Below are 18,237 nucleotides of genomic sequence, written 5' to 3'. Positions count from 1 at the left end.
CGAGGTCGCGAGTTCGAACCTCGTTGTCCACTCCAAGAAATATGGACCTCAATTCTTTCGAAGAGGGGTCCTTATTCTTTGGCTTTCCAAAGAAGCAAAGCAGTACCTGGATTCACGCAGTTGGTTCCCTTCGATTTGATCGAACAGTAATTCAATGTAGAGTTCAGGTGCAGCAACTTTGGGCGATTGGCGCAGCGGTAGCGCGCTTCCCTGACACGGAAGAGGTCACTGGTTCGAACCCAGTATCGCCCACAACGATCTATACTATTTGTATCGATCGTTCATGTGGACATAGCTCAGCTGGTAGAGCGCAACCTTGCCAAGGTTGAGGTCGCGAGTTCGAACCTCGTTGTCCACTCGGAATAAAAGCCGCTCGGTTCTTCGGAACCGAGCGGCTTTTTCCGTTAAGCCGTTCCCCGGCTCCCCCTGCATCACACAGCCCGAATTTCCGGCGTTTCCGGTCAGCGCAATTGTTTCCGTGCATTGTGGCCGCTCACGTGGATGCAGCCCGCAATTAGTGACGCGCCATGGCGCATCTGATGCCGGTTGTCGCAAATTTCGGCGTGTGGCCTGTTGAATTGTGGCTTATTGCACATAGGATGAATCTCAGTCGGGGGCATGCCTAGCCCCCAAAATTGAGAGGAGGTGCCTTTTGTCTATTTTTGACGAGCTGAAGGGCAAGGCCGAAGAATTGAAGGACAAGGCCACCGAACTGATTCACCACAACTCGGAGAAGATCAGCGGTGGCATTGACCAGGCCGGCGACTTTATCGACGAAAAGACCGGCGGCAAGTTCGCCGAGCACGTGGACAAGGTCCAGGATGGCGCCAAGGGTCTCCTCGACAAGGTCGATGGTGACGACCAGGCTCCGACTGATCAGGCTCCGACCGCCTAGTCTCCTCCAATCCATGTAGGACTTGTGCCGTAGGCACGACAAACGGGTGCTGGTACTGCCGTGAGGCAGAACCAGCACTTGTTGTTTTTGAAGAAAGTTACACCTTGACCCATACCGTTCAGCAGAGCCCCGCACGGCGTTCGAGCACGATGCAACCGATCATGGCGGGCCTGGTCACGGCCCTTGTCGGATACACCTCATCGTTTGCCGTCGTCCTGACCGGACTCAAGGCCGTGGGCGCCACCGACGCTCAGGCGGCCTCCGGCCTTTTTGCGCTCACCATCACGTTCGCCATTTGCGCGATCGGCCTCGCATGGTTCACCAAACGGCCCATCACCACCGCGTGGTCGACCCCGGGTGCCGCCCTCTTGGTTGGGGCGGCGGGCCTCAACCTGGGGTGGAACGAGGCGGTCGGCGCATTCATCATGACCGGTGTGCTGATTGCCGCAACCGGTGCGATCCCCTGGCTGGGAAGGCTGCTGGCTTCCATACCGGTCCCCCTGGCCCAGGCGATGCTTGCCGGCGTGCTGCTCAAGCTCTGTCTGGCCCCTTTTGTGGCACTTTCGGACATCCCGCTTTACGTTGCCCCGGTGATCCTGGTGTGGCTGGTCTTCCTGCGCTTCAGTCCCCGATGGGCGGTTCCGGCCGCGATGGCCACCGCGTTGGCCCTCGCGGGAATCACCATGGGACAGGCCTCCGAATCCGGTGCCATGGGTGAACTGCTGCCGAGCCTCGTCTTCACCGCCCCGGCGTTCAGCATCGAGGCATTCACGGGAATCACCTTGCCGCTGTTTGTCGTGACCATGGCCTCGCAGAACGTCCCCGGCGTGGCGGTGCTGGCGAGCTTCGACTATGAAACGCCGTGGCGTGCATCGATGCTCAGTACCGGCATCGGAACCTCGATAGCGGGGATTTTTGGCGGCCATGCAATCAACCTGGCCGCAATCTCCGCGGCACTTGCCGCAGGCGAAGAAGCCGGCGAGGACCGCTCCAGGCGCTGGATCGCAGCGGTTTCCTCGGGCGGCTTCTACATCCTGCTGGGTCTGGCGTCGGCGGCCATCACGGCGTTGGCATCCGCCAGCCCCGCGGGCCTCCTTGAAGCAGCGGCCGGATTGGCGCTCCTGGGAACCCTGGGCACGGCCGCATCTTCAGCGCTGGCGGACCCGTCGAGCCGCATGAGCTCGTTGGTCGCATTCCTGATCGCCGGGTCCGGGCTCAGCTTCGCCGGCATCGGCGGCGCCTTCTGGGCTCTGTTGGCCGGCTTGGCCCTGCGTTTCCTCATCGAGCGGAAGCGCGGCTGAGCCCACGGCGCACATTCCTGGCGCGAAAAGGCCGCGTTGCCCATGCATCGAGTGCATGGGCAACGCGGCCTTCGTCATTTCCCGGGCGGGCTTTCCCTAGAGTGCGGGCTCCCCGGCCTGGCCTTCGCGGGCCAGTGCGGTCAGGCGGGAGACGGCGCGGAAGTACTTCTTCTGGTAGCCGCCGGCCATCATTTCCGGGGTGAAGAGCTCGCTGAACGGCTTGCCGGAGGCAACGATCGGCACGTCCTTGTCATACAGGCGGTCGGCCAGCACGACGAAGCGCAGGGCAACGGACTGCTCGGTGATCGTTTCGACGTTGTGCAGCACCAGCACGTCGGTGTCGCCGATCAATGCACGGTAGCGGCTGGGGTGGACCTTGGAGAGGTGCTCCGCCAGCTCGGAGAATTCGTCGATGGCAAAGGTCTTGTCGCCGTAGCGTTCCTTGGCGAACACCTCGATGGCCGAATCCTCCAGCGGATCCGGCGCGTCGGGCAGTCCGCGGTGGCGGAAGTCGACGCCGTCGACGCGGTGCACGTCGAACTGTTCGGCCAGGACCTTGATTTCGCGCTGGAAGTCGACCGCGGCGAAGCGGCCCTCGCCCAGGGCGCCGGGAAGCGTGTTGGAGGTCGCCGCTATCTTCACGCCGGCATCGGAAAGCTCGCGCATGAGGCGGGACATCAGCACGGTGTCCCCCGGATCGTCCAGCTCGAATTCATCGATGCAGACCAGCGAGTAGGTGCTGAGCACCTCGACCGTCTGGCGGAAGGAAAGCGCGCCAACCAAATTGGTGTATTCGACGAAGGTGCCGAAGGCCTTGCGGCCCGGGGCCAGGTGCCACAGCGAGGCAAGCAGGTGGGTCTTGCCGACGCCGAATCCGCCGTCGAGGTAGATGCCCGACTTGTGGGTCTTCTTCTTGCCGAAGAGCTTGCCCAGGAGGCCGCCCTTGGAGGCGCCGATGTGGCTGGCGAAGTGCTTGAGCTTGGTGACGGCCTCGGCCTGGGACGGTGCCGACGGATCCGGGCGGTAGGTCTCGAACGACACCTCGCCGAAACGGTAGGACGGGTGGAAGCCGGCAAGCAGCTCTTCAATCGAGACCGTTGGGGTCCGTTGGGAAAGATGCGCAATCGTGGCCATACGGCGGAACGGTCCTTAGCTTCGAGGTGTGGTGGTGATCGGCGCGCGGAATCACGCCCCCGCTATTTTACCGCCAAGTGAATCGGCAACCAGCATATGAGACTCATCGCACGCCGATGCCCCTCCGCTGCCGCATACACGGACGCTGGAAGCGAAATATGGCACAAGATGACAGCCTCCCCCACCATGGCCCGTCCCGGATCGCTAGGCTGGTGGTGAAGCACTTTTTCCCGATATTTCTTGTTGCGAGGTCAATTCATCATGAGCCTGCCCATCGACGCCGATCCCCGGTTCGCCAGCTATGCCCATCCGGAACGGCTGGTGTCCACCCAGTGGCTGGCGGCAAACCTCACCACCCCGGGCCTGGTCATTGTCGAGTCCAACGAGGATTTCCTGCTCTACGACACCGGCCACATCCCCAACGCCATCAAGATCGACTGGCACACCGACCTGAACGACGAGGACACCCGCGACTACGTCGACGGCGAGGCCTTCGCCGCGCTGATGTCCTCCAAGGGCATCAGCCGCGACAGCACCGTGGTGATCTACGGCGACAAGTCGAACTGGTGGGCCGCCTACGCGCTGTGGGTCTTCACGCTCTTCGGCCACGAGGATGTCCGCCTGCTCGACGGCGGCCGCGACAAGTGGATCGCCGAGGGCCGGGAAATCACCCGCGAAAAGCCCATGGTTGTCCCCACCGACTACCCGGTGGTCACCCGCGACGACAGCACCATCCGCGCTTTCCTGCCACAGGTGCTTGAGCACTTCGGCAATCCGATGATCGATGTCCGTTCCGCCGAGGAATACAGCGGCGAACGCACCCACATGCCCGCCTACCCGGAGGAAGGCGCGCTGCGCGGCGGGCACATCCCGTCGGCCGCGTCCGTGCCGTGGGCCCTGGCCGCAGCCGAGGACGGAACCTTCCGCTCACGCGAGGAGCTCGAGGAGGTCTACCTCGGCAAGGCCGGGCTGACCCCCGGTGACAAGGTCATCACGTACTGCCGCATCGGCGAGCGTTCCAGCCACACGTGGTTCGCCCTGCAGTTCCTGCTCGGCTTCGAGGACGTGCGCAACTACGACGGTTCCTGGACCGAGTGGGGCAATGCCGTGCGCGTTCCCATCGTCAAGGGCTCGGAACCCGGTGCCGTACCCGCAGGCATTGGAGCATAATCCCATGAGCGACCTTCCCAAGGAACTTGCCGAAATCGTCGACGACTTCCAGGCCGTCACCGAACGCGAGCGCCTGGAACTCCTGCTGGAATTCTCCGACGAACTCCCCGCGCTGCCGCAGCACCTGGCCGACCACCCTGACCTGCTCGAACAGGTCGTCGAGTGCCAAACCCCGCTGTTCCTGGCCATCGAGGTCGAGCCTGCCGGCGAGCAAAACGTCTCGCTGTTCTTCTCCGCCCCGCCGGAGGCACCCACCACGCGCGGCTTCGCCTCGATCCTGCACCAGGGGCTCGACGGGCTTCCCGCGGCAGCGGTGCTGTCCATTCCGGATGACATGCCCAACCGGTTGGGGCTCACCCGCGCGCTGACTCCATTGCGTTTGCGCGGCATGACTGCAATGCTGGCACGCATAAAGCGACAGGTGAACGAACGCCTCGCGGCGTCCAACGAGTAGCAACACCGGTGGCGGCACACGCCATTCACCGTGACGGGAATCGAGTTTGGGCATCGGCGCAGGCCGTTGCCCAAACCCTTCTTGAGGAACAGGCGATGACAAAGAAGAAAAGCCACGCAGCGGCCGGCACCCCGGCAACCACCCTGCTGGACCGCGAAAAAGTCGACTACACGCTGCACCCCTACACCCACGATCCGGCCGCGGATTCCTTCGGCTTGGAGGCCGCCGAGGCCCTGGGCGTGGCACCGAACCGGGTGTTCAAGACCCTGCTGGTCGCCACGGGAGAACAAGGCGCCTCGGCCTTGGTGGTGGGCATCGTGCCCGTCGACCAGTCCCTGGACCTGAAGGCGATAGCCTCCGCGCTGGGCATCAAGAAGGTTGAAATGGCCGATCCGGTGGCCGCCGAACGCCGCACCGGATACGTGGTGGGCGGCATTTCGCCGCTGGGCCAGCGGCAGCATTCGCGAACGATCCTCGACTCAAGCGCGATGGCCCATGAAACGATCTACGTTTCGGGAGGGCACCGCGGCCTGGACATCGAGCTGGCGCCGACGGACCTGCAGCGCCTGACAGACGCCCAGCTCGCGCACATCGCCCACCGCTAACCTCCCACTTCGGCGGGCTCCCCCGGCCGGGTCGAGTTCAGCACCGCGCCCACGAAATCCTTGACCTCCCGGTCCCAGCGTTCGGGATCGACGTTCCATTCGCGGGTGTGTCCTGCCCGGGTGAACCGCTTCAGGACCACCGTTTCCGGGTTGAGCTCGGCCAGCTGCTCCGAGGGGCCGATGGGCACGAAGTCGTCGTCCTCGCTGTGCATGATGAGCGTCGGGATGCGCAGCTGGTCGTGCCGTTCGACCCAATTCAGTTCCTTGAGGTCCAGCGGCGCGGCCAACCCCGTCATCCACCGGCCGGCCTTGTTGCTGAGCAGCCATTGGCCGAACCTTCCCACGGCCTCCGGGATCCGGTTGAGCTTGGCCTGGTGGGAGAGCACGTCGATCCAATTGATCACCGGGCCGTCAAGCACCATCGCCGAAATGCTGCGGGCGTTGCCCGACCTGTCGGCGGCTTGGAGCCCCACCGCACCTCCCATGGACCAGCCGAAGAGCATGACTTCCCTGGCACCCCGGGAAAGCGCATAGTCGATCGCCGCATCGACGTCCGGCCATTCCGTGGCCCCCAGGCCGTAGCGCCCGTCGACCGCGGCCGGGGCGACCCCGTCGTTGCGGTACGAGACCAGCAGCGCGCTAAGCCCCAGGTCGCCCAGCGTGGGAAGGGCCCGGATTCCTTCCTTGCGGTTGGCCCCGCGCCCGTGCACGCAGATCGCCCAGGTGTCGGCCCGGTCGGTGCCCGCGACAAACCATGCCGGGGCTCCCCCGTTTTCCGTGGGAATCTCGATCTCGGTGTATTCCACGCCGACGTCGGCCGGCGAATTGAAGACGACGCCGGAAAGCCTGCCGCGCACCGCGGCGGAAAGGTCGCCCGAGTAGACCTTCTCCACCGGGCGGGTGACGGTGCCGTCGCCGGTGCGGTATCCCTTGGGTTCGCCGAGGCGCGCGTGCCCGCGGTCGGCCGAGAAGAAAAGCGAATACCGGCCCGGGGCCGTCGAGTCCTTGTTGGCGGGAAGGATGATGTCCTGGCCATCGTCGGTCGGGACCACGGCCAGGATGGCCAGGCTCTCCTCCGGCACCGCGTTGGGGGTGACCACCCGACGGGCAAAATACGCGGCCAGGGCCGAGACACTGCCGGCGAACAACGATCCGGCAGCGGCGCCCACGCCGACACCCAATAGTGCAATGCTCAGGCCCTTGCCCGTTGACTTGGTACGCGGCAGACGCGGTGCTTGTTTTGCCATCATGGTTACATCATCGCAAATCTTTGCACCGCTGCCTTGCGGCCGTGCGGCTTTTCTCCGCTCGAATCTCCGGCGGCAGCGGATCCCCGCCGGCCAACGAGCGTTGATTCCGGGAATGACCACGGCCTGTGCCGTGTTGAACACATCATGAGCGATAGCCAGCATTCAGAGAATTCCCCGGCTCCTGAGGAGCCCGCGGTGAAAAAGACCGAGGAACAATGGCGCAGCGAGCTGACCCCCGACGAATTCCGGGTGCTTCGCAAGGCCGGCACCGAGCGCCCGTTCACCGGGGAGTACTGGGACACCAAGACGGAGGGCGTCTATGCCTGCCGTGCCTGCGGCCAGGAGCTCTTCACCAGCAACGCAAAGTTCGACGCCGGCTGCGGCTGGCCGTCCTTCTTCGCGCCGCTGGCCGAGGACCGCGTCCGGTACATCCGCGATTCGACCCTCGGCATGGCCCGGGTCGAGGTTCGCTGCGCCGCCTGCGATTCGCACCTTGGCCACGTTTTCGAGGGCGAGGGCTTCAATACGCCCACCGACCAGCGCTATTGCATGAACTCGGTCTCCCTTCGGCTGAAAACCGCCAAGTAGCGTCCTATTTTGCCGGGCGGGACCGGTCGGCGGCCGGCCGTTCCCGCCCGAGCATTCCCCCGAGTCGCACCTTGGGGCTTCACAACGGTTCGGAGCGTTAAAAATACTTACGCTAGGGCATATTTTCGATCAGCAACCATCGCATCTCAGTAGGCTGGATACAGAAGGCCGCGGAGCAACCCGCGGCACGCCCATCCGCACCGAAAGGGGTGTCAGATCATGACCCACGCGACTCTTCCCAAGCCGCTGTCAAACTCCGAGCTCGTATCCTCCGAAGCCTGGACTACCCTCAAGCTAGCCGCGACCGAGTTCCAGACCCTCCAGGTCAAGGATGGATCGGTGCCCGAGGCAACCGACCACGCCCACGCGGCCGAACTGGTCGAATCGATCGTCGAGGCGGTCCACACCCTTGCGCCCCAGTTCCCGCACGACGCCGAGTACCTCGAAGCCCTCGTCCGGGACCTGAACGCCTGGCGCTCGGCGGGCTTCGGCGTGCCCGACTTCCTGGATTCCCTGATGGGCTTCCAGCCGCAGACCCAGCGCGAGGACGGACTGCGCCACCTGGTCCTCTTCCCCATGTACACGCAGAACGGCTCCACCAACCGGTTGCTCGAGGCCGTGCTCGTCGAGGTCATCTGGCCCGAGTTCATCGGTGCGCTCGAGGCCGGGGACTACGGCAACAAGCTCTTCGTTCCGCTGCGCTTCCTGGACTTCACCCCGGGCTACGACACCAACTCCGCGGTGCTCTTCCCCGAATCCGTCGCGATCCGCGAAACCCCGTCCTTCACCTGGGGCGCCATCTTCCAGGACCGCGAGGCCGCACGCTTCCGCCGCGTGCTCAAGGCCGCCGCGGAGATCACCAACCTCGAACTGCCCGCCGACGCGGCGGCAATGCTCGGCGACCAGTCGCTGACCGAGGAAACCTTCGTGATGTGGGACCTGATCCACGACCGCACCCACATGCGCGGGGACCTGCCCTTCGACCCGTTCATGATCAAGCAGCGCATGCCGTACTTCCTGTACTCGCTGGAGGAACTGCGCTGCGACCTGACCGCCTTCCGCGAATGCGTGAAGATCCAGGGCGACGAGTCCCAGGACGAGGCGACCCGCCACCACGCCAAGCTGGTCCAGTACGCGGTGATCTTCGACCGCATCTTCCGCTTCGCAATCACCGGCACCCGCCACCGCAACTACGACGCCGTCGGCGGACAGCTGCTCTTCGCGTGGATGCACCAGCACCACGTGCTGCACTGGACCGACACCAAGCTGGCCATCGACTGGGACGCGGTCCCGGCCGTGGTCTCCGCACTCGGCGACGCCATCGACGAGCTGTACTGGCGTTCGATCGACCGCCCGAAGATCGCCCACTGGCTCGCCGCCTACGAGCTGGTCTCGGCCACGCTGACCCCGCACCCGGCCTCGGTCTGGGCCAAGGGCCCCGACGCCCTGCCGCTGACCGCGCCGCTGCGCGAGATGACCGACCAGGTGCTGGACGACGAGTTCCCGCTCTCGATGTTCTACGAGGCCCTGGGCAAGAAGATGACCCCCGTCATCGAGTCCACCATCGGCATGACCGGCACCAGCGCACTCTAATCCCCCTCCTGTGGTGCAAGGGTCCCTCGCGGGACCCTTGCACCACAGCTACATGTGAGGTCTACACTCTCGATCATGGCTACGTTATCCGATCTGACAGTACTCATCGCCGGGGCAACCTCCCCGGCCGGTGTCGCGGCCGCCCGCGCCCTGTGCGACGCCGGGGCCACCGTCCTGGCGGCAGGCTCCAACGCGGACCGGCTCGCCGAACGCCTGCCCTTTGTGCACGGGCGCTACGAGGTTGACTTGGCCAACCACGCGGCCGTCACCGAGATGCACCAGCTCATCGACACCGAACGCGGCCGCATCGACGGGCTGCTGCACCTGGTCGGCGGCTGGCGTGGCGGCAAGGGGCTGGCCGGGCAGTCGGACGACGACGCCGACTTCCTGCACGCCCAGATCATCACGACGCTGCGCAACACCACCCGGGTGTTCCATGAGGACCTCCTGGCATCCCCGCGCGGCCGCGTGGCGATCGTCAGTGCCACCGCCGTGGACGCGCCCAGCGGGTCCAACGCAAACTACACCACCGCCAAGGCCGGCGCCGAGGCCTGGATGCGTTCCGTCGCCGCCGCCATGACGGCCGCGCAATCGGGGAACAAAGCGGCCCCGGAACCCCAGCGCGCCGCCGCGGTGCGCTGGGTCATCAAGGCCTTCAGCGACGAGGCCACCCGGGCGGCCCACCCCGAACGCAATGTCGCGGGCTTCACCGACGTCGCCGCGCTCGGCGCCGCAGCGGTTTCCCTCTTCACCACCGACGCCGCCACGCTCAACGGGGCACGCATCCTGCTGCCCGCGCTCTGAGAGCGGCGTTACACTTTTACGGACGCACGGGCTTTTTGCCCATGCCATCTACACTTTTGACCAGTTAGGACCTTTCCCCGTGACTTCCCCCCTGCACGACACCTCGGTGCGCGGCTTCGCCTCCGACAACTACTCCGGCATCCACCCGGAGGTGCTTGCGGCACTGGCCGAGGCCAACGGCGGCCACCAGGTCTCCTACGGCGAGGACCAGTACACCGAACGGCTCGGCGAGGTCGTCAAAGGGCACTTCGGCCCGGAGGCCACGATCTTCCCGGTCTTCAACGGCACCGGCGCCAATGTCACGGCCCTGCAGTCGATGCTGCCGCGCTGGGGTGCGGTCATCTGCGCCGCCACCGCCCACATCAACTCCGACGAGAACGGCGCCCCTGAACGCGTGGGTGGCATGAAGCTGCTCTCGGTGCCGACCCCGGACGGCAAGCTCACCCCGGAGCTGATCGACCGCGAGGCCTGGGGCTGGGGCGACGAGCACCGCGCCCAGCCGCTTGCCGTCTCGCTGACCCAGTCCACCGAACTCGGCACCCTGTACACGCTCGAGGAGCTGCGCGCCATCACCGCCCACTCCCACTCGCTGGGCATGCGCGTACACATGGACGGCGCCCGGATCTCCAACGCAGCGGCCGCGCTCGGCGTCGGCCTGGGCGAGATGACCGCAGGCACCGGGATCGACATCCTGTCCCTGGGCGGCACCAAGAACGGCATCATCTTCGGCGAGGGCATCGTCACGCTGTCCCCCGGCCCGGCCGATTCGATGAAGTACCTGCGCAAGATGAACATGCAGCTCGCCTCCAAGATGCGCTTCATTTCCGCCCAGCTGCTGGCCCTGTACGACGGGGACCTCTGGCTGCGTTCGGCCGCCCACGCCAACGCCATGGCCGCGAAGCTCAGCGCCGCGGTGGAACTGGTGGACGGCGTGGAGCTTGTCTACCCGACGCAGGCCAACGGCGTCTTTGCCGCGCTGCCCAACGCCGCGGCCGACGCGCTGCGCGAGCGCTTCCGCTTCTACGACTGGGACCGCGCCGCGGGCCAGGTCCGCTGGATGTGCTCCTTCGACAACACCGAGGCCGACATCGACGCCTTTGTCGCGGCGCTCAAGGAAGAAATGGCAGCGCTCTAGGCACTGCCGTCCCCGCGGCAACCGCACGGCGCCGGGAGGGCGGGACACGATCAATCCCCTCCCGGCGTGCCTTGACGCAACAAAGCGCCGCGGCACTTTAGACTCGCCATGTGAGCTCCCATGGACCGATATCAGTAGTGCCGCCAGCCTTCCTCGAAGCGCTGGCCGCGGTGCGCCGAACCGGCTGCCGCAGCGAGCTACGCCTGGAAGAGATTCCGGCACCGGCACGGCTTGCCCCCTACGCCCTGGCGTTGGCCGCCGACGTCCACGAGCGCGTGCCGCGCAGCGCCCTGGGCGCGGGCAGGACGGGAACCGATCCGCACCCGGTGATCCACGGGGAGGAGCTCGCCACCGGCCGCTTCATCCTGCTGCACGACCCGGCCGGATCCGCACTCTGGGACGGCGACTTCCGCATCGTGACCTACATCAGGGCCCGCATGGAGTCCGAAATGGGCAACGACGCCATGCTCGGCTCGGTGGCCTGGACCTGGCTGGTCGACGCGCTCACCGAGTCCGGGGCCGAATACCGCCAGGCCGGAGGCACCGCCACCCGCGTGCTCTCGGAGAGCTACGGAACCCTTGCCGACCGCAACGACACCATCGACATCGAACTGCGCGCGTCCTGGACCCCCGGAGACGGGAACATCTCGGCGCACCTTGAGGCGTGGGCGGAAATGGTCTGCACCTTTGCCGGGCTGCCCCCGCTGCCCAGCGGCGTCACGGCGCTGCCGCACCGCCGCTTTTCCTAAGGGGCCGAACGGCCCGCGTGGCCGCCAAATCCCCCTGCGCCTGATTCGGTACTAGAATTGGATGCACCATGACCCGTACCGAACACGCCCAGCGCCCCGGCGCAACAGATGCCCCCAGCCTCGACGCCGCATCCCAGGAGTCGACAGAACCACAGGCCGGGGAGGTTGTTGCCGAACCGACATTGCTGGACACCCCGCGCGACGGCGTCCCCGAGGTCATCATCACGGTTCCCGGGCTCAAGCGTGCCGCGCGCGCCATTGCCGCGGGCACCGGCCCGGTTTCCGTCGACGCCGAGCGTGCCTCCGGCTTCCGCTACGGCCAGCGCGCCTTCCTGGTCCAGTTGCGCCGCGAAGGTTCGGGCACCTGGTTGATCGACCCCGAACCGTTCGAGAACCTTGACGAGATCCAGGAAGCCATCGGCAACGAGACCTGGATCCTGCACGCTGCGTCCCAGGACCTTCCGTGCCTGGCCGAGCTCGGCATGGCACCGGCACGGCTCTTCGACACCGAACTCGCGGCACGCATCGCCGGACTGCCGCGCGTGGGCCTGGGCCCGGCCGTCGAGTCGCTGCTGGGGCTGCGCCTGGCCAAGGAACACTCGGCCGCCGACTGGTCGACCCGCCCGCTTCCCGAGCCGTGGCTGCGCTACGCGGCCCTGGACGTCGAGGTGCTGGACGTGCTGCGCGAGGAGCTCATCAAGATCCTCGAGGCCGGCGACAAGCTCGATTTCGCCGAGCAGGAATTCGAGGCCGTGCGCACGGCTCCGACCGCTCCCCCGCGCACCGACCCGTGGCGCCGCACCTCCGGGCTGCACCAGATCCGCGACCGCAAGACCCTTGCCGCGGTCAAGAACCTGTGGGAGGCCCGCGAGGCGTTGGCACGCAGCCGCGACGTCGCCCCCGGCCGGCTGATCCCGGACTCCGCGCTGGTCGCGGCCGCCAAGGCCATGCCCACCAGCGTCCCGGCGCTGCTGAAGACCCCGGGTTTCCACGGCCGCTCGGCCGCCAAGGACGCCCCGCGCTGGTTGCGCGCCCTGCAGGACGCACGCTTCTCCACGGACCTGCCGCCGAACCAGGTGCCGTCCAACGCACCGCCGCCGCCGCGCGTCTGGGCCGACAAGGACCCCGTTGCCGCCGCGCGCCTGCAGACCGCAAAGTCCCGGATCACGCGCACCGCCGAGGTCTGGAACATCCCGCTGGAGAACCTGCTGACCCCCGACTACCTGCGCCGCCTGTGCTGGAAGCCGCCGGCGGAGATCGACCTGGACACCGTGACCGAGGCACTGCGCGAGCTCGGCGCCCGCCAGTGGCAGATCGACCTGGTGGCCCCGGTGATCACCGTGGCCCTGCTGGATCCTGACAAGCTGGCCGCGCGCTAAACGCCTCGACCGGCATCCCCGCGGCACCACCGCGGGGATGCCGGTTTTTTCATGCCCGGACGCGGCCCGCCGTTCTTGTCCCGCGTTGCACTTGCACTCCAAGTTACCGACCAGTAGCGTATGGGGTGGATCACATTCCACCCCCGCAATGCAAGGAGCACCGGTGAGCCCACAGTCAGTGAACACCCGCCAGGCCACGCGCCAGGTCCGCGATGTCGTCTTCGTCGACGGCGTCCGCACCCCCTTCGGCAAGGCCGGGGACAAGGGGATCTACCACGGCACCCGCGCCGACGACCTCATCGTCAAGTGCATCCGCGACCTGATGCGCCGCAACCCCTCGCTGCCGGCCGAACGCATCGACGAGGTGGCCATCGCCGCCACCACGCAGACTGGCGACCAGGGCCTAACCATCGGGCGCACCGCCGCGCTGCTGGCCGGGCTGCCCCAGTCGGTGCCCGGCTTCGCCATCGACCGCATGTGCGCCGGGGCCATGACCGCGGTGACCACCACGGCGGGGTCCATCGCCTTCGGCGCCTACGACGTGGTCATCGCCGGCGGCGTGGAGCACATGGGCAACCACCCGATGGGTGCCGGCGCGGACCCCAACCCGCGCTTCCTCTCCGAGCGCATCGTGGACCCCGCGGCCCTGAACATGGGCAACACCGCGGAGAACCTGCACGACCGCTTCCCTGCCATCACCAAGGAACGTGCCGACCGCTACGCCGTCGCTTCCCAGGAAAAGCTCGACGCCGCCTACCGCGCCGGACAGATCCAGCCGGACCTGGTTCCCGTCGCGGCCCGCCGCCCCGAGGAGGGCTGGAAGCTGCACACGACCGACGAGCCGCCGCGCCCCGGCACCACGCTGGACTCGCTGGCCGAGCTGCGCACCCCCTTCCGCGCCCACGGGCGCGTCACCGCCGGCAACGCCGCGGGCCTGAACGACGGCGCCACGGCCGCGATCCTGGCCAGCGCCGACGCCGCCGAGGAACTCGGCCTGCCGGTCAAGATGCGGCTGGTCTCCTACGCCTTCGCCGGGGTCGAGCCGCAGGTCATGGGCATCGGACCGGTCCCGTCCACCGAGAAGGCTCTGGCCCAGGCCGGGCTGGGCATCGAAGACATCGGGCTGTTCGAGATCAACGAGGCCTTCGCCGTCCAGGTGCTCTCCTTCCTGGACCACTTCGGCATCGACCAGGAGGATGACCGCGTGAACCGCTACGGCGGGGCCATCGCCGTGGGCCACCCGCTGGCCTCCTCCGGCGTCCGGCTGATGACTCAGCTGGCCCGCCAGTTCGAGGAAGACCCCTCGGTCCGCTACGGACTGACCACCATGTGCATCGGGTTGGGCATGGGCGGCACCGTCGTCTGGGAAAACCCGCACCACGCCGACTTTGGAAAGGACGCCTAGCCATGAGCCAGGGCACCATCGAAAATTTCTCCGCCCTTGCTGCGGCGATCCCCAATGAAATCGTCACCCACTCGCTGGTCACCGACGTGGCCCTTCCCGGAGGCCGGCGGCTGGCGCTGCTGACCCTGGACAACGGGCTTGACCACACCAAGCCGACGACGCTGGGCCCCAGCACGCTGATCGAGCTGCACGGCGTGCTCACCGAACAGAAGGCGCGCGCCACGGCCGGGGAAATCGACGCGCTGGCCGTGACCGGAAAGCCGTACTTCCTGGTCGCCGGGGCGGACCTGTCCGGCGTCAAGCACCTCTCCTCCCCGGAGCACGGCGCGGCCATGGCCACCCTGGGGCATGCGGCCTACGACCTGCTCGCGGAGATGGGCGTGCCGACTTTCGCCTTCATCAACGGCGTCGCCCTGGGCGGCGGCCTGGAGATCGCCCTGGCCTGCACCTACCGGACGGTGTCCTCGGGCGCCAACGGCATCGGGCTGCCGGAGGCCTTCATCGGCCTGGTCCCGGGCTGGGGCGGGGTCTACCGGCTGCCGCGGCTCACTGGCCCGGAGGCCGCCATGACCGTCATGATCGAAAACCCGCTGAACAACAACCGCTCGCTCAACGGCGCCGCCGCGGCCAAGATCGGCATCGCCGATGCCCTCTTCGGGCCCGCCGACTTCCTGGAGCAGTCGCTGCTCTGGGCCGGCGGCGTGCTTGAAGGCACCGTCGAGGTCAAGCGCCCCAATGCGGTGGACCCCGCCACCGATCCCGAGGTTGCCAAGCGCTGGGCTGCGGCCGCCGCCAAGGCGCGCGCGTTCGTCGAGGCCAAGACCTCCAACGCCGCCCCGGCACCGGCCAAGGTGATCGAGGTCTTCGAGGCCGGTGCAAGCATCAGCCAGGCCGAATCGGCGCAGCTGGAAATCGGCGCGCTCACCGAGCTCATGCAGACCAACGCCTTCCACAACACCGTGTACTCCTTCCTGGACCTGACGCAGAAGCGTTCCAAGCGCCCCGCCGGGGCTCCGGACGCCAAGCTCGCCCGGCCCGTCACCAAGGTCGGCGTCGTGGGAGCAGGCCTGATGGCCGGCCAGCTGGCGCTGCTCTTCGCCAAGAACCTGAAGGTGCCCGTGGTCATCACCGACATCGACCAGGCACGCGTGGACAAGGGCCTGGCCTACATCCACGGAGAGGTCGACAAGCAGCTGGCCAAGGGACGCATCTCCCCCGACGCGGCAAACCGCACCAAGGCCCTGGTCACCGGATCGGCCACCAAGGACGCCTTCGCAGATGCCGACTTCGTGATCGAGGCCGTCTTCGAGGAACTCGCCGTCAAGAAGCAGGTCTTCGCCGAGGTGGAGGCCGTCGTCTCCCCCGAGTGCATCCTGGCCACCAACACTTCCTCGCTGTCGGTCACGGAGATGGGCAGGGATCTGGCGCACCCCGAGCGCCTGGTCGGATTCCACTTCTTCAACCCGGTGGCTTTGATGCCGCTGCTGGAGATCGTGCGCACCGAACACACGAACGACGTTGCCTTGGCCACGGCGTTCGCGCTGGGCAAGGCGCTGCGCAAGACCTCCGTGCTGGTCAAGGACGAGGCGGCGTTCGTCGTCAACCGCATCCTGCTGCGCCTGATGGGCGAGGTGGCCAACGCCTTCGACGACGGCACGGACGCCGCGGTCGCGGACACGGCACTGCGCCCCATGGGACTGCCGATGACGCCGTTCACCCTGCTGGCCATGGTCGGCATCCCGGTGGCGCACCACGTGTCGGGGTCCCTGCACGCGGCATTCGGCGAGCGCTTCCGCGTCTCGGACAACCAGCAGGTGCTGATCGAGAACGGCATCAAGTCGCTCTGGGTCCCGACGGCCGATGGCGGGCAGGAGATTCCCGAATCGACGCTGGAGCTCCTGTCCTTCGGTTCGAACCCCAGCACGGCCGACGAGCTGCTTCTCCGCACCCAGGACGCCCTGGCGCAGGAGATCGGCCTGATGCTGGCCGAGGGCGTGGTCGCGGGTCCCGAGGACATCGACCTGTGCATGATCATGGGCGCTGGCTGGCCGATGCACCTGGGCGGCATCACTCCGTACCTTGACCAGGTCGGCGCCTCCGAACGGGTCAACGGGAAGAAGTTCCACCAGGCCTAGCCGTCGGGCATTGGGTTGCGTGTGGTCCGGAAGCGCAGGCTTCCGGACCACACGTGGTTTTCGGCCAGGAATGGTTCCGAAAAGATTTCGCCTCACCCATCCATCGACGTTGCGCCGTTTGTACGCAACACTGTGCTTATGAAACAGAACATCACTTTGTCGCCCACACGCAGGGTTGTTCTTGGCACCTCCCTGGCGGCCGGTGCCGCCGCCGCCTTGGTGGCGTGCGGGCAGGGCAAGTCCGGCGAATCCGTCCCTTCCCCCACCGGCACAGCGTACGACGCCACAGATCTGTCCCGCCTTGCTGTCCAGGGAACCACCTCCGTGACGGTGAACGGGCACAACTACCTGCTCTACCGTCCCGATGAGAAGACGGTCCTGGCCTACACCTCCGTTTGCACACACCAGGGGTGCAAGGTGGGCACCGGTGACAGCACGAATTTCATCTGCCCGTGCCACGGTTCCGAGTTCTCGAAGGCGGACGGCTCGGTCGCCCAAGGACCGGCGGACAAGCCCCTGACCAGATACGCAACAAGCATCGAAGGCGACAAGGTCAAGATCTACCTGTAGCCTGGCCTGCTGCCGACCCGTGGAATGATGGAGGGCATGAGTTCCATTTCTCCACAGACCCGTCGTGCCTTTGTTGGATCCACCATGGTGGCCGGTGCCGCCGTTGCCTTGGCAGCGTGCGGCGACGGCTCATCCGCAGCGCCGAACAACGTCCCTTCTGCCCCGCCCGAACCAAGCGGCGCGGGCACCGTCGTGGCCACGCTTTCGGAGTTGGGGGTCGGTACCCGGCTCTCCGTCACGGCGACACGGACCGGTGCCGACGGAAAGACCAAGGACGCGGGTTTCCTGCTCTTCCGCCCCAACGAAAAGACGGTGCTGGCCTACACCGCCATTTGCACCCACCAGGGTTGTGCGGTGACCACCAAGGCACCCCAGGGAGAGGACTTCTACTGTCCCTGCCACGGCTCCTACTTCCAGCCCGCGGATGGCAAGGCCATAGCCGGCCCGGCACGTGGCGCCCTGGAACGTATTGCCGCGCAGATCACGGGCCAGGACGTGCTGATCTTCGTCTAGGTCCGACTACGCCATGCCGAGCCTTGGCTGCCGCTAAAAGCTTCACCTCAAATAGAACCCGCCAACGACCGATTCCATGATTTCCAGGATTTGGTTGGGGCGGGTTTCGTTTGCCTGCTGACGGCCGAGTATCCGCGAGCTCAGCGCATCCAGGGGCGAGGAACCGTTCGGCCAGGAGTTGGGAACCCTCAGGTACCAATCGAAACCGGATGGCGGGGGAGGAATCCCCGCATCGGCGAGGTACCCATTGACCGATTCATCGACGTTGGCGCGGTCTTCTGCGCCAAAGGGTTCGAGGTAAGTTCTTTCCGTGCCGTTCTCGATGCAGGTGACCCGAACAGTCTTTCCTTCATCGCTGCCGGGGAACCTACGCATGTTTGATACGCCGCAAGCCCAGCCGATCATCGCAAACCAGCCGTCTTCCGGCAGAAGTTCCCAGCCCTGTTCCGGCGCCTGAACCGGCACGTCGTTCCACATGGCCACAACCCTAGACGCGGTGCGTCTGCGGTGCCAACCCCTTCCCCCACGCCACGGGGCGTATTAGATTCGCTGGTGAT

18 protein-coding genes and 2 tRNA genes are annotated in these 18,237 nt (G+C 66.5%); 17 read left to right on the top strand and 3 right to left on the bottom strand.

What is annotated here, in order from left to right:
- Positions 1-180: 180 nt before the first annotated feature.
- The 4 genes from ACIQLF_RS10700 (at position 181) to ACIQLF_RS10685 (ending at position 2,196) form a co-directional block, all read left to right on the top strand.
- Positions 181-252 (top strand) — tRNA-Val (locus ACIQLF_RS10700).
- 33 nt (positions 253-285) lie between these two features.
- Positions 286-358: transfer RNA gene (locus ACIQLF_RS10695), tRNA-Gly, on the top strand.
- 294 nt (positions 359-652) lie between these two features.
- Positions 653-895 carry an antitoxin gene (locus tag ACIQLF_RS10690; protein WP_400297880.1) on the top strand — a complete coding sequence of 81 codons (243 nt, stop codon included), beginning with the start codon at positions 653-655 and terminating at the stop codon, positions 893-895.
- A 104-nt stretch (positions 896-999) separates the two neighbouring features.
- On the top strand, positions 1,000-2,196 hold the full coding sequence (locus tag ACIQLF_RS10685) for a benzoate/H(+) symporter BenE family transporter (protein WP_400297877.1): 1,197 nt from the start codon (positions 1,000-1,002) through the stop codon (positions 2,194-2,196).
- Positions 2,197-2,292: 96 nt separating this feature from the next.
- Here the strand turns inward: ACIQLF_RS10685 and zapE are convergent, their stop codons facing one another.
- Entirely contained in the window at positions 2,293-3,330 is a 1,038-nt protein-coding gene (zapE, locus tag ACIQLF_RS10680) for a cell division protein ZapE (protein WP_400297875.1), read from the bottom strand.
- A gap of 261 nt (positions 3,331-3,591) precedes the next feature.
- Between zapE and ACIQLF_RS10675 the strand changes: the two genes are divergently transcribed.
- The 3 genes from ACIQLF_RS10675 to ybaK all read left to right on the top strand — a co-directional run bounded on the left by ACIQLF_RS10675 (position 3,592) and on the right by ybaK (position 5,559).
- Positions 3,592-4,500 carry a sulfurtransferase gene (locus ACIQLF_RS10675; RefSeq protein WP_400297872.1) on the top strand — a complete coding sequence of 303 codons (909 nt, stop codon included), beginning with the start codon at positions 3,592-3,594 and terminating at the stop codon, positions 4,498-4,500.
- Positions 4,501-4,504: 4 nt separating this feature from the next.
- Positions 4,505-4,954 (top strand): SufE family protein, encoded by a 450-nt coding sequence (locus tag ACIQLF_RS10670; protein ID WP_400297869.1) that lies wholly within the window; start codon positions 4,505-4,507, stop codon positions 4,952-4,954.
- A gap of 95 nt (positions 4,955-5,049) precedes the next feature.
- On the top strand, positions 5,050-5,559 hold the full coding sequence (ybaK, locus tag ACIQLF_RS10665; protein WP_400297866.1) for a Cys-tRNA(Pro) deacylase: 510 nt from the start codon (positions 5,050-5,052) through the stop codon (positions 5,557-5,559).
- Here ybaK and ACIQLF_RS10660 read toward each other — a convergent pair.
- Entirely contained in the window at positions 5,556-6,809 is a 1,254-nt protein-coding gene (locus ACIQLF_RS10660) for an alpha/beta fold hydrolase (RefSeq protein WP_400297863.1), read from the bottom strand. The two genes, ybaK and ACIQLF_RS10660, sit on opposite strands and share 4 nt — an antisense overlap.
- Positions 6,810-6,953: 144 nt before the next feature.
- Between ACIQLF_RS10660 and msrB the strand changes: the two genes are divergently transcribed.
- From msrB to ACIQLF_RS10610, 10 genes are all read left to right on the top strand, one after another.
- Positions 6,954-7,397 (top strand): peptide-methionine (R)-S-oxide reductase MsrB, encoded by a 444-nt coding sequence (msrB, locus tag ACIQLF_RS10655; protein WP_400297861.1) that lies wholly within the window; start codon positions 6,954-6,956, stop codon positions 7,395-7,397.
- A gap of 219 nt (positions 7,398-7,616) precedes the next feature.
- Positions 7,617-8,990, top strand: a complete 1,374-nt coding sequence (locus ACIQLF_RS10650; RefSeq protein ID WP_400297859.1) for a DUF6421 family protein — start codon at positions 7,617-7,619, stop codon at positions 8,988-8,990.
- A 75-nt stretch (positions 8,991-9,065) separates the two neighbouring features.
- Positions 9,066-9,794 carry an SDR family NAD(P)-dependent oxidoreductase gene (locus tag ACIQLF_RS10645; RefSeq protein WP_400297857.1) on the top strand — a complete coding sequence of 243 codons (729 nt, stop codon included), beginning with the start codon at positions 9,066-9,068 and terminating at the stop codon, positions 9,792-9,794.
- 79 nt (positions 9,795-9,873) lie between these two features.
- Entirely contained in the window at positions 9,874-10,929 is a 1,056-nt protein-coding gene (locus ACIQLF_RS10640; RefSeq protein ID WP_400297854.1) for a threonine aldolase family protein, read from the top strand.
- Positions 10,930-11,039: 110 nt separating this feature from the next.
- Positions 11,040-11,678, top strand: coding sequence for a DUF3000 domain-containing protein (locus tag ACIQLF_RS10635; protein WP_400297851.1), 639 nt, complete (start codon positions 11,040-11,042; stop codon positions 11,676-11,678).
- 68 nt (positions 11,679-11,746) lie between these two features.
- A complete protein-coding gene (locus ACIQLF_RS10630) occupies positions 11,747-13,057 on the top strand; it encodes an HRDC domain-containing protein (protein ID WP_400297849.1) in 1,311 nt (436 codons plus the stop codon).
- Between the two features lie 163 nt (positions 13,058-13,220).
- Positions 13,221-14,462, top strand: a complete 1,242-nt coding sequence (locus tag ACIQLF_RS10625; protein WP_400297847.1) for a thiolase family protein — start codon at positions 13,221-13,223, stop codon at positions 14,460-14,462.
- 2 nt (positions 14,463-14,464) lie between these two features.
- Positions 14,465-16,597 (top strand): 3-hydroxyacyl-CoA dehydrogenase NAD-binding domain-containing protein, encoded by a 2,133-nt coding sequence (locus ACIQLF_RS10620; RefSeq protein WP_400297844.1) that lies wholly within the window; start codon positions 14,465-14,467, stop codon positions 16,595-16,597.
- Positions 16,598-16,735: 138 nt separating this feature from the next.
- A complete protein-coding gene (locus tag ACIQLF_RS10615; RefSeq protein WP_400297842.1) occupies positions 16,736-17,167 on the top strand; it encodes a ubiquinol-cytochrome c reductase iron-sulfur subunit in 432 nt (143 codons plus the stop codon).
- Between the two features lie 36 nt (positions 17,168-17,203).
- Positions 17,204-17,680: a Rieske (2Fe-2S) protein gene (locus ACIQLF_RS10610; protein WP_400297839.1), complete on the top strand. Its 477-nt coding sequence runs from the start codon at positions 17,204-17,206 to the stop codon at positions 17,678-17,680.
- A gap of 42 nt (positions 17,681-17,722) precedes the next feature.
- Here the strand turns inward: ACIQLF_RS10610 and ACIQLF_RS10605 are convergent, their stop codons facing one another.
- Positions 17,723-18,157 carry a DUF5956 family protein gene (locus tag ACIQLF_RS10605; RefSeq protein ID WP_400297837.1) on the bottom strand — a complete coding sequence of 145 codons (435 nt, stop codon included), beginning with the start codon at positions 18,155-18,157 and terminating at the stop codon, positions 17,723-17,725.
- Positions 18,158-18,237: the final 80 nt, after the last annotated feature.

Origin of the sequence: Paeniglutamicibacter sp. NPDC091659, assembly GCF_044756805.1 — a bacterium.
GTDB lineage: Bacteria > Actinomycetota > Actinomycetes > Actinomycetales > Micrococcaceae > Paeniglutamicibacter.
Note: the sequence above shows the minus strand (reverse complement) of the source record. Positions and strands in the feature narration are given on the sequence as shown.